This is a genomic window from Sorangium sp. So ce124, assembly GCF_051525235.1.
Classification (GTDB): Bacteria; Myxococcota_A; Polyangia; order Polyangiales; family Polyangiaceae; genus Sorangium; species Sorangium atrum.
Map to the genome: position 1 here is coordinate 13,276,292 of NZ_CP150312.1, position 12,044 is coordinate 13,288,335.

Consider the following 12,044-nt stretch of genomic DNA (forward strand, 5'->3'; position numbering starts at 1 on the left):
GCGCGGCGCGAGATGGCCGCGCGCGCGGCGTCAGGCGATGCCGAGCAGGGCCTTGCCCACGATGTCGCGGATCGCGGGGCCGGACAGGGCCATGATGGGGCCGCTCATCGCGTCGCGCAGGTGGCGCTCGATGGGGCGGGTGCGCATGTACCCGGCGCCGCCGGCGATCTCCAGGGCCGAGGTGGCGATGGCCACCGCGGCCTCGTTGGCCACCACCTTGGATTGCAGCTGCAGGAGGCCGTAGCTCGGGTCGCCCGCGTCCAGGGCAGCGGCGGTGCGCATGGCGAGGGCGCGCGCGGCCTCGAGGCGCATGCTCATGTCGGCCACGGCGAACTGCACCCATTGCAGCTCGGCGATGGGCCGGTCGCCCGGCGGCAGGACCCGCTCCTTGGCGTAGGCCACGGCCGCGGCCATGGCGGCCTCGGCGATGCCCACGGAGAGCCAGCCGAGGCCGTTGGGAATAGGGTTCGGCGCCAGGGGATCGAGCGCGAGCCGCCGCGACTCGGGCAGGGGCGTGCCCTGGAAGCGGACGATCTGGCTGCGCGTGGCCCGCATTCCGAGGGTGTCCCAGACGGGCTCGATGACGATCGAGTCGTCCCTCTCGATGAGGAAGAACGCCGGCTGGCCGTCGCAGACCGCGGCCGTGAGGAACCAGTCCGCGCGCTCGCACCCGGTGACGAAGCGCTTCTCGCCGGTCAGGCGATAGCCGCCCGCGGCCTTCTCGGCCACCTGGCGCGGCACGAGGAACATGTTGCCGCTGGTGGGCTCGGAGAGCGCGTTGCCGACCCACGCGCCGCGGCGGATCGCCTGCTCGAAGCGGGACCGCTCGCCGGGGTCGACAAGGGCGCGGTACACCGACAGGGCGCCCTGGTGCATGAGCCACGCCGTGGCGAACGACGCGTCGCCCCGCGCGAGGATGGCCACGATGCGGCCGAAGGTGAGCCACGAGCAGGGCGCGCGGGCGGCGCCGTCGCCGGCGGCCCCGCCGAGCAGCGCTGTGTTGATCGGTGAGCGGATCATGGCGGTCAGCCCCTCGATCGGGAAGGTGGCATCCCGGTCGTGCTGAGCCGCGTGCTCGGCGAGGAGCGCTGAGATCCGTTCGGCCTCGGCGAGGAGCTCGTCGGCCTGACTTGCGTCGTTCTTCTCTGCATTCATGAGGTCGTTCCTCTGTGGCTGCGAGGCATTGAGCTCGCCTGGTCGTCGGCGAAGCCGGATGTTACAGGAGGCGGCGCCCCGGAGGTGGTCCGCCGCGGCGGACCCTCAGACCCGGCGCAGCCTCTCCGCCGCGCGCTCCAGCGTCTCGTCCCGCTTGGCGAAGCAGAACCGCAGGACGGGCCCGGGCTCCACGCCGGAGAGGAACGGGGAGATCGGGATCGAGGCGACGCCGTGCTCGCGGAGGAGGCGCAGCGCGAAGTCGGCGTCTCGCTCGGCCGTGATCGCGGAGGTGTCGAGCAGCTGGAAATACGTGCCCTCGCACGGCAGCGGGCGGAACCGCGAGCCCTCGATGAGCCTCAGGAAGAGATCCCGCTTCGCCTGGTAGAAGGGCGCGAGATCGGCGGCGAGCGGGTCGCGCATCACGAGCTCGGCATACGCGTGCTGGATGGCGCCGTTCACCGCGAACGTCACGAACTGGTGGACCCGCTGGATCTCGGCCGAGAGCGCCTGCGGCGCCGCGCAATAGCCCACCTTCCAGCCGGTCGTGTGGTACGTCTTGCCGAAGGAGCTGATGACGACGGAGCGATCCGAGAGCTCCGGATACCGCGCGAGGCTCTCGTGCCGGCGCCCGTCGAAGAGGATGTGCTCGTAGACCTCGTCGCCGACGACGATGACGTCCCGCCCGTCCACGACGCGGGCGAGCTCGCGCATGTCGTCGGCCGACAGCATCGTTCCGGTCGGGTTGTGCGGAGAGTTGATGAGCAGGAGCCGCGTGCGCGGCGTGATCGCGCGCCGCACCTCGTCCCAGTCGACGCGGTAGTCCGGAAAGCGGAGCGTGACGAACACGGGCGTTCCGCCGTTCAGCTGCACGGCCGGCGCGTACGAGTCATAGCAGGGCTGGAACAGGATGACCTCGTCCCCGGGCCGGACGAACGCGGTGATCGTGCTGAAGATGCCCTCGGTGGCGCCCGAGGTGATCGTGATCTCGGTCGCCGGATCGTAGCGGCGGCCATAGAGCCGCTCGATCTTCATCGCCAGCGCCTCGCGCAGGGCCAGCACGCCCTGCATGGGGGCATACTGGTTGTGGCCGGCGCGCATGTGGCGGGCGACGGCCTCCACCAGCTCCGGCGCGCAGTCGAAATCCGGGAAGCCCTGCGACAGGTTGATGGCGCCGTGCTCGTTCGCGAGCCGCGTCATCACCGTGAAGATGCTGACGCCGGTCGACGGCAGCTTCGATGGGAGCGCAGGCGTGGTCATGGCAGGTCCTATATCACCCCTCCAGCCCGGCCGTGCTTCCCGGCAGCGCGCCGCGGAGCGCGAGGGCCGCGACCGCCGCCGCCGAGACCAGCCTGGCTCGCGGCCGGCGCCCCGCCCGAGGCCGGCTACCGGCTCCGCGCGCGCGCGCCGCGCCCGTGATAGCGTGCCTCCCGCCGGCGCGGGGGGCGGCGCTCCGTTCCTCTGCGCGCGGCGGAGAGAGAGGGGACACCGTGCGTCTGAAGGACAAGATCGCGCTCATCACCGGGGCGAGCAGGGGAATCGGGAAGGCCAGCGCGCTCGCGCTGAGCCGTGAGGGGGCCGTCGTGGTCGGCGTGGCGCGCACCGCGGCCGATCTGTCGGCGCTCGAGGGGGAGATCCGCGCGGCGGGCGGCCGCGGGCTGATGATCGAGGCCGACGTCACCCGCGCTGCCTCCGTCGCCGCGTGCGTGGAGAGGGCCGTCGGCCAGCTCGGGAGGGTCGACATCCTCGTCAACAACGCGGGCATCGGCGGATACCGGCCTTTCCTCGAGTGGTCGGAGGACGACTACGACCGCATCATGGCGACGAACGTGAAGGGGACATGGCTGTTCTGCCGCGAGGTCATCCCCCACATGCGCCGCCAGGGCGGCGGCCACATCATCAACGTCGCCAGCGTCGCCGGCCTGCAGGGCTATCCGAACGAGGCCATCTACTGCGCCTCCAAGTTCGCGCAGGTGGGCCTGACCCAGGCGCTCGATCGCGAGTTCTGGCAGGACAACATCAAGGTGAGCGCCGTCTGTCCGGGCGGCGTCGAGACCCACTTCGCCCTCGGCGACGGGCGCACCGCCGGCTCGGAGCGCATGCGGGGCTTCTCCACGCCGGAGGACGTGGCCGAGGCCGTGGTGCTCACCGCGCTGCCGCGGGACCGCTCGCGCATCGTGCAGATCGTCATGCGGCCGATGAACGAAGCCACGTAGAGCGTGGGCGCACCCCGCGCGCCGCCGGGCGCGCTCAGACCGCGGCGCGCGGCCTCGCCAGCGTCTCCCATGCTGCCATCGCGCAGTCGACGATCGCCTGGAGCGCCTCGCGCGAGGCGCCGTCGCGGGCCTGGAGGGAGAGGCCCTGGAGCACCGCGGTGTAGAAGGCGGCGAGCGCCGCCGTGTCGGTGCCCGCCGGCACGTCGCCCTCGACGACGCCGCGATCCAGCCGGCGCCGGAGCGCGTCGAGCGCCGCCCGCCGGCACCCGGCAAGGTAGGAGCGCACGCGCTCGTTCTCCGGCGTGCCGAGCGTCGCGGCGAGCACGACCATGCAGCCGCTCGGCTTGCCCGGCGTCACGTACCCCTCCACGTTGCCGCGCAGCATCGCCTCGACCGCCCCGCGCGCCGTCGGCTCGTCGCGCAGGGCCCGGTTCGTCGTCGCGCCCTCGACCTCGGTGTAGAGCGCCACGGCCTCGCGAAACAGCGCCTCCTTGCAGCCGAACGCGGCGTAGAGGCTCGGCGAGTTGATGCCCATCGCGGCCGTGAGATCGCTGAGCGAGGTGCCCTCGTAGCCCCGCTCCCAGAACACCTCCATCGCCCGCCGCAAGGCGGCGCTCCGATCGAAGCTGCGAGGGCGACCTCGTCCGACCATCATCGAGACCTTTCTGTAATTCTGTGACAATCGATAAAAAACGATTGACCACCCGTCATGGGACAGACTATATATTCTGTATCGATCTGTACAGAAAAGAGGCTGACATGGCGGAATTTGCAGGCAAGGTGGCGCTGGTGACCGGGGGCAGCCGCGGGATTGGCGCGGCGATCGTCAAGCGGCTGGCGCGGGGCGGGGCGGATGTGGCGCTGACGTACGTGAGCGCCGCGGACAAGGGGCGCTCGGTGATCGCCGACGTCGAGGCGGCCGGCCGGCGGGGGATGGCGATCGCGGCGGACACCGCGGATCCGGCTGCGATCGTCGGCGCGGTCGAGCGGACGGTGGCCGAGTTCGGCAGGCTGGACATCCTCGTCAACAACGCCGGCGTCGCCATCATGGCGCCGATCGAGGCCGTGACGCTCGCGGACCTGGACAAGACGCTGGGGATCCATGTTCGGGGCGTCTTCCTCGCCTCGCAGGCCGCGGCGCGGCACATGGGCGCCGGCGGGCGCATCATCAGCATGGGCAGCTGCCTCGCCGACCGGGTGCCGGGGCCGGGAATCGCGCTGTACTCCATGAGCAAGTCCGCGCTGGTCGGCCTCACGAAGGGCCTCGCCCGCGATCTCGGGCCGCGCGGCATCACCGCCAACCTCATCCAGCCCGGCCCGATCGACACGGACATGAACCCGGCCAACGGCGCTGGGGCGGATATGCAGCGGAGCATGCTCGCGCTCGGTCACTACGGCAGCACCGACGATATCGCCGCCACGGTCGCTCACCTCGCCGGCGAAGGCGGGCGCTTCATCACCGGAGCGACGATCACCGTCGACGGCGGGTTCGCGGCCTGAATGGGCCGCGCGGCCCGCCATGGCGCCGCCACCCGCTCGATGTGCATGACTCACGCGGGTATCGCGTAATCTCGGCCTTCTCCTCGCTGGCACGCGATCTGCCGTGCGTGCGATGCATGGGAGACGCGGACATCACCTTGCGCCACCTCGCCCGGAGGCGGCCCGGGGACCTCGCGCGCGCCTTCGTCCCGGAGGGCCATCGCACCGAGGTCGTCGGCTGGGTGGACAGCCAGGTCACGAACATCGAGCGCCGCCTCGACAAGGCGCTGCGCCTGCAGGTCGACGGCGAGCCGCGGGTGCTGCATGTCGAGTTCTGCTTCGCGCTCCGTGACGACATACCGGATCGCGTCCTCGAATACCTCGGCTTCCTCTTCACCGCGCTCCGCCTCGAAGCCCCCGGTGAGCCTGTGCCGCCGATCGAGAGCGTCGTTGTTGTCCTCTCGGGCAGAAAGCGGCGCTTGCGCGCGACGGGCCAGCGCTGTACCGCGTGGCCAGGTCGACCGTTCAGCGGGACGCACTTCCGCGTGGACGCCGTCTACCAGCGCACGGTCGCGGAGCTCCGGGCGCGCGGCAGCGTGCTCTGGCTGGTGTTCGCCCCGCTGGCGCGGGACGCGACCGCGGCGGCGCTGCGGGAGGTCGTCGCAGAGATCCACGCTGGGGCAAAGGCCGCGGCGGAGCGGGCCGAGCTGTACACGGCGCTCCTGGTGATGGCGGCCATCGATCCCTGGGGGCATAATCTGCGGAAGGAGCTCATCGACATGGTGGAGGACAAGGAAGAGGGGTTGCTCCGGCGCACGCCGATCATCGGAGAGATGATCATCGAGGCCGAGCGACGAGGTGAGTTGCGAGGCGAGCTTCGTGGCGAGCTTCGTGGCGAAGAACGAGCACAGGAGGCGATTGCAGAGCTGCTCGGCCGCCTCTTCGCGCGGCGGATCGGGCGACGGCCGACGGCGGAAGAAGAGCGTTCGATCCTCGAGCGAGCCCGCGCGAACGGCCCGGGTGAGGTCACGGATGCCTTGCTCGATCTCGAGGGCGAGGCGCTGGTTCGCTGGCTCGCGGAGCCGATTCGTCCCTCGTGAGCTCCCGCAAGAGGAGCGGGGACCGGGCGCGTGGCCGTCGAGCGGCGCCCCGCTCGGGGCGACGCGGTTCAGGCCTGTCGCGCCTCCCTCAGAGCGACTCCAGGTAAGCGACCAGGGCGCGCCGATCCCCGCCTGACAGGTGAGCCGTGTGGCCCATGGACCCGTCCACCCCCTCGACCAGCGCGAGCAGCGTCGGGTAGCGGCCGTCGTGGTAGTACGGCGCGGACCGGCCGACGAAGCGCAGCGAGGGCGTCTCGAAGGAGCGCTCCGCCTCGAAGCGCGTCCCGCTCCGCACGTCGTGCCGCGCGCCGTCGGTGGTCAGCTCGTCGCCGACATGGCAGCTCGAGCAGCCCGCCTCGCGGGCATGGAAGAGCTCCTCGCCGCGCGCGGCGAGGGCCGCGCGGGCGCCGGCGGCCGCGGCTGCCGCCTCTGCGGCCGCCGCTTCTTCGGCGCCGGCCGGCGCCGCCACGAGCGCGGCGCGCTCCTCGGCCGTGAGGACCGCTGTCTCGGAGGGCGGCTCCATGCCGCGGAGGTACGCGAAGATGGCGTCGCGCTCCTTCGCGGTCAGGCCGGCGCCCGCGAGCCGGGACATGGTCCGGGCGAAGTGGCTCTCCAGGTCCTTCTTGCCGCCTTCCCAGCCGTACGGCGCTGTGCCGTCGAGCCGCCCCATGAGCATGGGCGTCTGGCGCGGGCCCTCCGGCGTCGACCAGGTGAGCGCGTCGTCGCGGCCGTCGGGGTGGCAGCTGGCGCAGGCGCGGCCGTCGAACGCGATGCGACGGCCGCCGGCCGCGTGGAAGAGCCGCTGGCCCTCCGCGCGCTGCTCGTCGAGGCGCGACGCGCGGGGCAGGGCGATGACCGGCAGCTCGCCGGTGAGCTCCTTGCCGATGGCGCTGATCGCGGTCGGCCCCGGAGCGCGCGCGGCGGGCAGGATCGTCAGCGCGCCGTCGAACCGGGAGAAGACCACGGCGCGCCGGCGCGCGCCGTCGACGGCGACGGCGGTGGGCCCGGCGCCCACGCGGGCGCGGAAGAGCTCGCGATCCCGCACCGATCCGGTCCGCGGCGGCTTGCCGGGGATCTCGGCGCGGGCGTCGTAGGCGATCACCTGGTCGTGGCCGAGGCAGGTGACGAGCAGGACCTCGTCCCCGGGCTCGAACGCTGCCGCGCGCGGGAGCCGGCAGCCGCGGAGCCCGAGGTGGGCCGAGATCGGCGGGACGTCCGCGTGTTCGCCCATCGCGTCGACGACCGCGATGTGCTCGATCGCGGTCTGGACGAGCGCGCTGCCATAACCGCCGGCGCCCGTCGTGGGCCCCGGATCGACGAGCGCGATGGGCGCGAAGACCGCGCCGCTCGCCGAGCGCGCCAGCGCGAAGCCCTGGGATCCGCGGCGATCCACGTTCACCGTCGGGCGGCGCATCTGGAAGGGCACTTTCCGCGAGGGCCCGCTCGAGCTGCGGGGGAACGGCGCCGCGGGCTTCGACATCGATATCCGGGCGCGCCGCTCCACCCCGTCGATCGACAGCTCCCGCGCGCCGGTCGGCGCGCCGCCTTCGTCGAGCGTCACGACGCTGATGCGGCCGCCGACCGCGTGGGAGACGAACGCGCGCCGGCCGTCGCTCGACGCGACGACCGCGCTGGGATCCCGGGCGAGCGGGAGCTCGCCGGTGCGCCGGAGGTCGGCGGTCGCGAGGCTGGTCAGCGCGTGGCCCCACCGGCTCGCGACGAGCAGCGTGGCGCGGTCCGGCGTCATCGCGAGGCCCACCGGCTCGCTCGCCACGGGCACCAGGCACCTTCGCTCGAGCGGGGCGGCAGGGCCCACCGGCTCCAGCACCTCGAGCAGGGCGCGGTCGCGCAGCGAGGCCACGACGCGGCCGTCGCCCAGCACGATCACCTGGGCGGGCCGACCAGCGAGCGGGGTGCGCGCGAGGGCGGCGCGGGCGTCGATGTCGACGGTGTGGAGGGCGGCGTCGTCCTCGTCGGCGACGAAGGCGAGGGTGCGCCCGCCGAGGTCCGCGAGGGCGACGCCGGAGCCGGCGTGGGTCGCGTCGAGGGGCGCGGGCGCCGGGCCCGCCGCGCGCCGGGCGCAGGTGGGCGGCGGCGGCGCCTTGGCCGCGACAGGGGGGCTTGGCGGCGGCGCAAGGTCGCGCGGGGCGGGGGTGCAGGCGAGGACGAGGAGGGCGAGGGCGGTCGGAGCGGCGGCTCTCATGCGTGGACCATCGGTCCAGCGGGCGAGAGTGTGACAGGGGCGTCGCCGCGGATCGCCGCTCGCCCGGCCTGGTCGGGCTGGGTTGGAGCGCCGGACGGGCGGAGAGGGAGCCGGCCCGCTCGCGCGGACGGGCCGGAGGTCGACGAGGTCGCTGCGAGGAAGCGCGTTCGATAGAGCAGGTGAGCGCGCGCAGCGCGTGGATCCGGGGACCCGGGTGACCGACTGGGATGCTGCCCGGATGCTTGACAGCGCGGGTTCGCCGTCGGGTACGCTACCTGTCCATGATGCGTTGGAGCGGCGCGACGGGGCTGGGTTGGAGCTCAAGGCGCTCCACGCGCCGGACCCGCATCGACACGGAACGGTTCTCGGATCGGAGAAGCAAGCATGTCAGATGCTCTAGGAGAGCTCGTCAAGCCCGTCATCGTCGGCCGCTCCAGCTCGCACTTCACGCGTGTGACGCGGATCTTCGCCTCGGAGATGGGGGTCGACTGTTCGCTCGAGGTCGTGCGGGACCTCATGTCGCCCAACGCGGTGGACTACGGGGGCAACCCCGCGCTCAAGATGCCGGCTCTCCGGACGCGCCATGGCGTGTGGTTCGGCGCGCTCAATATCTGCCGCGAGCTGTCGCGGCAGTCGAAGCGCGCGGTGCGCACGGTATGGCCGGAGGACCTCGACCAACCCCTTCTCGCGAACGCCCAGGAGCTCGTCGTTCATGCGATGGCGACGGAGGTCGCGCTGATCATGGCCGGCGCCGCTGGGTCCGGTGATGCCAGCGCGCACCATGCGAAGCAGCGAAATAGCCTGATCAACACCATGTCATGGCTGGAGGACAACGCGAGCCACGCGCTCGCCGCGCTCCCGTCGGACCGGGATCTGAGCTACCTGGAGGTCGCGCTCTTCTGCCTCGTCACTCATCTGGAGTTCCGGCGCGTCCTGCCGACCGATCCCTATCCCGCGCTGAACGGCTTCTGTCGAGAGTTCGCGGCGCGGGCGTCCGCCGGCGAGACCACCTACCGGTTCGACCCCTGAGCGCAGCCCGCCATGGCGCCGCCACCCGCCCAGCGCGCATACCTCATGCTGGGAGCCCGTGATTTCGGCCTCCTCCTCCCTGGCATGCGATCTGCCGGGGACGCCACGCATGGGAGACGCCGATATCGCCTTGCGCCACCTCGCCCGGAGGCGCCCCGGGGACCTGGTGCGCGCCTTCGTCCCCGAGGGCCATCGCACCGAGGTCGTCGGCTGGGTGGACAGCCAGGTCACGAACATCGAGCGCCGCGTCGACAAGGCGCTGCGCCTGCGGGTCGACGGCGAGCCGCGGGTGCTGCACATCGAGTTCTGCTACGCGCTCCGTGAGGACGTGCCGGATCGCGTCTTCGAATACCTCGGCTTCCTCTTCACCTCGCTCCGCCTCGAAGCCCCCGGTGAGCCTGTGCCGCCGATCGAGAGCGTCGTCGTGGTCCTCTCGGGCAGGAAGCGGCGCTTGCGTGCGACGGGCCAGCGCTCTACCGCCTGGCCGGGGCGGCCGTTCAGCGGCGCGCACTTCAGGATCGATGCCGTCTACCAGCACACGATCGGCGAGCTCCGTGCGCGCGGCAGCGTGCTCTGGCTGGTGTTCGCCCCGCTGGCGCGGGACGCGACCGTGGCGGCGCTGTGGGACGTCGTCGCGGAGATCCACGCGGGGGCGGCGACGGCCGCGGAGCGGGCCGAGCTGTATACGGCGCTGCTGGTGATGGCGGCCATCGATCCCTGGGGGCATAATCTGATGAAGGAGCTCGTCGACATGGTGGAGGACAAGGAAGAGGGGCTGCTCCGGCGCACACCGATCATCGGGGAGCTGATCCTCGAGGCCGAGCGGCGAGGGGAGCAACGCGGGGAGCAGCGAGGAGAGCAGCGAGGCGAGCTAAGGGGTGAGCAGCGTGGGGAGGAGAAGGCGATCGCCGAGCTGCTCGGTCGCCTCTTCGCGCGTCGGATCGGCCGACGGCCGACGGTGGAAGAAGAGCGCTCGATCCTCGAGCGAGCCCGCGCGATCGGTCCGGGCGAGGTCGAGGATGCCTTGCTCGATCTCGAGAGCGAGGCGCTGGTTCGCTGGCTCGCGGAGCCGGTACGGAGCTCCTGAGCTCCCGAAGGAGCATGGCGAGCCGGTCTGTCGCACAGAAGATGGGAGTCGGGGCGGTTCCAACGGAACATCCGAGAAGCGCGTTGAACGAGCGCGCTCGCGCTTAGGGGCCGCGTGGACCGGCCGACGACACGGGCGAGGGCGCCCGCTCAGATGCCGTGGCCGAGCTCCACGCCGAGGACTCCGCTGAACCCGAGGTAATCGTCTCGCACCACCGTGTCGAAGCCGGGGACGGCCGTGAAGCTCGCGCCCACGTAGGGCCTGAACCACGGCGCGTCGTCCGGCTGGTACCCGAAGCGCAGCCCCGCATCGACGACCACGCCGAGGAACGAGTCCTTGCCCGCGAAGAGCTCGTCCTCCCACGCGCTCACGCGGCGTCCGTCGGGCGTCTTGCGATCGTTCCCCTGCAAGTAGAAGCCGAACCCGCCGTAGCCGACCGTGATCGGGATCTGGACCGCCAGCGCTTCCGCGAAGGGCAGCCGGAACGAGAGCCCGACGTGCGCGCCCAGCATGGATCCGTCGGACTTGAGCTCGAGCGTGCGTTGTCCCTTGTAGGTCTGCCCTCCGGGCAGAGCGACCTCGAAGGTGGCCGGATTCATGGGCCCAGGCCGCCCGAGCCCACCCAGGCCGAGGCGCACCAGGCCGTTGGCGAAGGTCACGCCGGCGGCGAACGCCGGCCCGTGCGACACGTGTCCTCCCAGGCCCATCACGCGCCATTCGAGGTCGACGAAGCCGCCTACCGGGACGTCCGGCGCCGGCCGGCGCGCGCCGCGCGCGTCCGCGGGCTCGGGCCGCCCGCCATCGAAGGCGCCCGCGCCGGCGCGCTCGACGTCCCCGGACCCGGCGTCCGGAGCCTGCGCGTCGGCCCGCGCGGCCCCCAGCAGGAGCGCGAGGAACGCGCTCGACGCGAGCGTCATGAGGGGAAGGCCGTGGCCACGGCGGTCAGTGAGCGACACGCGAGCCTCCTTGTCCGAAAGCGAAGCGCGCTCCGAACGAGCCCTCGAGCATGAACTTCCCGTTGTCGCCGTTGAATCCAAAGCTGCCTCCCGCGCTGGCGTCGAGGGTGAGGAGAACGCGCTCGGACACGGCGTAGCCGGCGCCCGCCGTCAGGACCTGCGCCAGGTCGGCCAGCTCGGCCGTCGGATCGAGCTCCAGCTCGAAGGCGACGGTGGCCCCGGCGCGGAGCAGCCACGCCTCGCCGAGCGCGACGTGAGCCATCATCGATAGCTCGTCGATGTGCCGGAGCGCCGACGCGGGCGCGTCGCCGCCTCCCCCGCCGTCCCCTCCGACATCCCGGAGCGCCAGGAACCCCGTCTTGAGGCGCAGATCGAGCTCGAGCGGGCCGTGCGCCACGAGCGGCATCAGGAAGACCGCAGCGCCCGAGGCGCCGCTCGCGCCTTTCACCGTTTGCCCCCCCATGTACGCTCGCTCGAGGGCCCAGAAGGCGACAGCGGCGCCGAGCTGCGCCCCGCCAGCGAGGCGCACGCGGCCGTCGAGCTCCAGGCCGCCGCCCGTGTCCTTCCCCACGAGGCGTGATCCGAGGACGAGGCGAGCCTCTGCAGACCCCGGACCGGTGGAGTCGGCGCTGCGGGGCGCGACCTCCCGCGGCGGGGATGCCCCCGTGGCCTCGGCCGCGTGGAGGCCCAGGGGTGGCAGCAGCGCGCTCAAGAACGCGAGGAGGCGGAGCAGACGGCCCCGCCTCGGTCCATCGAACGTGTGGCGTACGAGCATGCACGCAGGATGGTCAGCGCCCGCTCATGCCGGTAGCGTTAGAATAC

Annotated in this window: 11 protein-coding genes; 5 read left to right on the plus strand and 6 right to left on the minus strand. The window is 72.4% G+C overall.

Annotated elements, in window-relative coordinates:
• Positions 1 to 30 precede the first annotated feature (30 nt).
• Both WMF19_RS49745 and WMF19_RS49750 read right to left on the minus strand, forming a co-directional pair.
• Positions 31 to 1,155: an acyl-CoA dehydrogenase family protein gene (locus tag WMF19_RS49745; protein WP_437896781.1), complete on the minus strand. Its 1,125-nt coding sequence runs from the start codon at positions 1,153 to 1,155 to the stop codon at positions 31 to 33.
• A gap of 105 nt (positions 1,156 to 1,260) precedes the next feature.
• Positions 1,261 to 2,412, minus strand: coding sequence for a methionine aminotransferase (locus tag WMF19_RS49750; protein ID WP_437896782.1), 1,152 nt, complete (start codon positions 2,410 to 2,412; stop codon positions 1,261 to 1,263).
• Between the two features lie 230 nt (positions 2,413 to 2,642).
• Here WMF19_RS49750 and WMF19_RS49755 point away from each other — a divergent pair, with 230 nt between their 5' ends.
• The gene (locus WMF19_RS49755; RefSeq protein ID WP_437896783.1) at positions 2,643 to 3,368 is read left to right on the plus strand and encodes an SDR family oxidoreductase; all 726 of its coding nucleotides are present in this window, start codon (positions 2,643 to 2,645) and stop codon (positions 3,366 to 3,368) included.
• A 34-nt stretch (positions 3,369 to 3,402) separates the two neighbouring features.
• Here the strand turns inward: WMF19_RS49755 and WMF19_RS49760 are convergent, their stop codons facing one another.
• Positions 3,403 to 4,020, minus strand: a complete 618-nt coding sequence (locus tag WMF19_RS49760; RefSeq protein ID WP_437901765.1) for a TetR/AcrR family transcriptional regulator — start codon at positions 4,018 to 4,020, stop codon at positions 3,403 to 3,405.
• A 107-nt stretch (positions 4,021 to 4,127) separates the two neighbouring features.
• Here WMF19_RS49760 and WMF19_RS49765 point away from each other — a divergent pair, with 107 nt between their 5' ends.
• Positions 4,128 to 4,868, plus strand: coding sequence for an SDR family NAD(P)-dependent oxidoreductase (locus tag WMF19_RS49765; protein ID WP_437331246.1), 741 nt, complete (start codon positions 4,128 to 4,130; stop codon positions 4,866 to 4,868).
• A gap of 116 nt (positions 4,869 to 4,984) precedes the next feature.
• Positions 4,985 to 5,947 (plus strand): hypothetical protein, encoded by a 963-nt coding sequence (locus tag WMF19_RS49770; protein ID WP_437896784.1) that lies wholly within the window; start codon positions 4,985 to 4,987, stop codon positions 5,945 to 5,947.
• Between the two features lie 88 nt (positions 5,948 to 6,035).
• On the opposite strand, the gene WMF19_RS49775 is transcribed toward WMF19_RS49770, so the two are convergent.
• Positions 6,036 to 8,150, minus strand: coding sequence for a cytochrome C peroxidase (locus WMF19_RS49775; protein WP_437896785.1), 2,115 nt, complete (start codon positions 8,148 to 8,150; stop codon positions 6,036 to 6,038).
• 384 nt (positions 8,151 to 8,534) lie between these two features.
• Here WMF19_RS49775 and WMF19_RS49780 point away from each other — a divergent pair, with 384 nt between their 5' ends.
• Complete coding sequence (locus tag WMF19_RS49780; protein ID WP_437896786.1) at positions 8,535 to 9,179, plus strand: glutathione S-transferase N-terminal domain-containing protein; 645 nt, start codon at positions 8,535 to 8,537, stop codon at positions 9,177 to 9,179.
• 109 nt (positions 9,180 to 9,288) lie between these two features.
• Positions 9,289 to 10,266 carry a hypothetical protein gene (locus WMF19_RS49785; RefSeq protein WP_437896787.1) on the plus strand — a complete coding sequence of 326 codons (978 nt, stop codon included), beginning with the start codon at positions 9,289 to 9,291 and terminating at the stop codon, positions 10,264 to 10,266.
• Positions 10,267 to 10,415: 149 nt separating this feature from the next.
• Here WMF19_RS49785 and WMF19_RS49790 read toward each other — a convergent pair whose 3' ends face one another.
• Together WMF19_RS49790 and WMF19_RS49795 are read right to left on the minus strand one after the other, a co-directional pair.
• The gene (locus WMF19_RS49790) at positions 10,416 to 11,222 is read right to left on the minus strand and encodes a hypothetical protein (RefSeq protein ID WP_437896788.1); all 807 of its coding nucleotides are present in this window, start codon (positions 11,220 to 11,222) and stop codon (positions 10,416 to 10,418) included.
• Positions 11,209 to 11,997 (minus strand): hypothetical protein, encoded by a 789-nt coding sequence (locus WMF19_RS49795; protein ID WP_437896789.1) that lies wholly within the window; start codon positions 11,995 to 11,997, stop codon positions 11,209 to 11,211. Before WMF19_RS49795 ends, WMF19_RS49790 begins: the two co-directional genes overlap by 14 nt.
• Between the last annotated feature and the right edge of the window lie 47 nt (positions 11,998 to 12,044).

Coding starts and splice junctions, on each gene's coding strand:
- WMF19_RS49745 (WP_437896781.1), bottom strand. CDS start 1,155: ATGAATGCAGAGAAGAACGACGCAAGTCAGGCCGACGAGCTCCTCGCC.
- WMF19_RS49750 (WP_437896782.1), bottom strand. CDS start 2,412: ATGACCACGCCTGCGCTCCCATCGAAGCTGCCGTCGACCGGCGTCAGC.
- WMF19_RS49760 (WP_437901765.1), bottom strand. CDS start 4,020: ATGGTCGGACGAGGTCGCCCTCGCAGCTTCGATCGGAGCGCCGCCTTG.
- WMF19_RS49765 (WP_437331246.1), top strand. CDS start 4,128: ATGGCGGAATTTGCAGGCAAGGTGGCGCTGGTGACCGGGGGCAGCCGC.
- WMF19_RS49770 (WP_437896784.1), top strand. CDS start 4,985: ATGGGAGACGCGGACATCACCTTGCGCCACCTCGCCCGGAGGCGGCCC.
- WMF19_RS49775 (WP_437896785.1), bottom strand. CDS start 8,150: ATGAGAGCCGCCGCTCCGACCGCCCTCGCCCTCCTCGTCCTCGCCTGC.
- WMF19_RS49780 (WP_437896786.1), top strand. CDS start 8,535: ATGTCAGATGCTCTAGGAGAGCTCGTCAAGCCCGTCATCGTCGGCCGC.
- WMF19_RS49785 (WP_437896787.1), top strand. CDS start 9,289: ATGGGAGACGCCGATATCGCCTTGCGCCACCTCGCCCGGAGGCGCCCC.
- WMF19_RS49795 (WP_437896789.1), bottom strand. CDS start 11,997: ATGCTCGTACGCCACACGTTCGATGGACCGAGGCGGGGCCGTCTGCTC.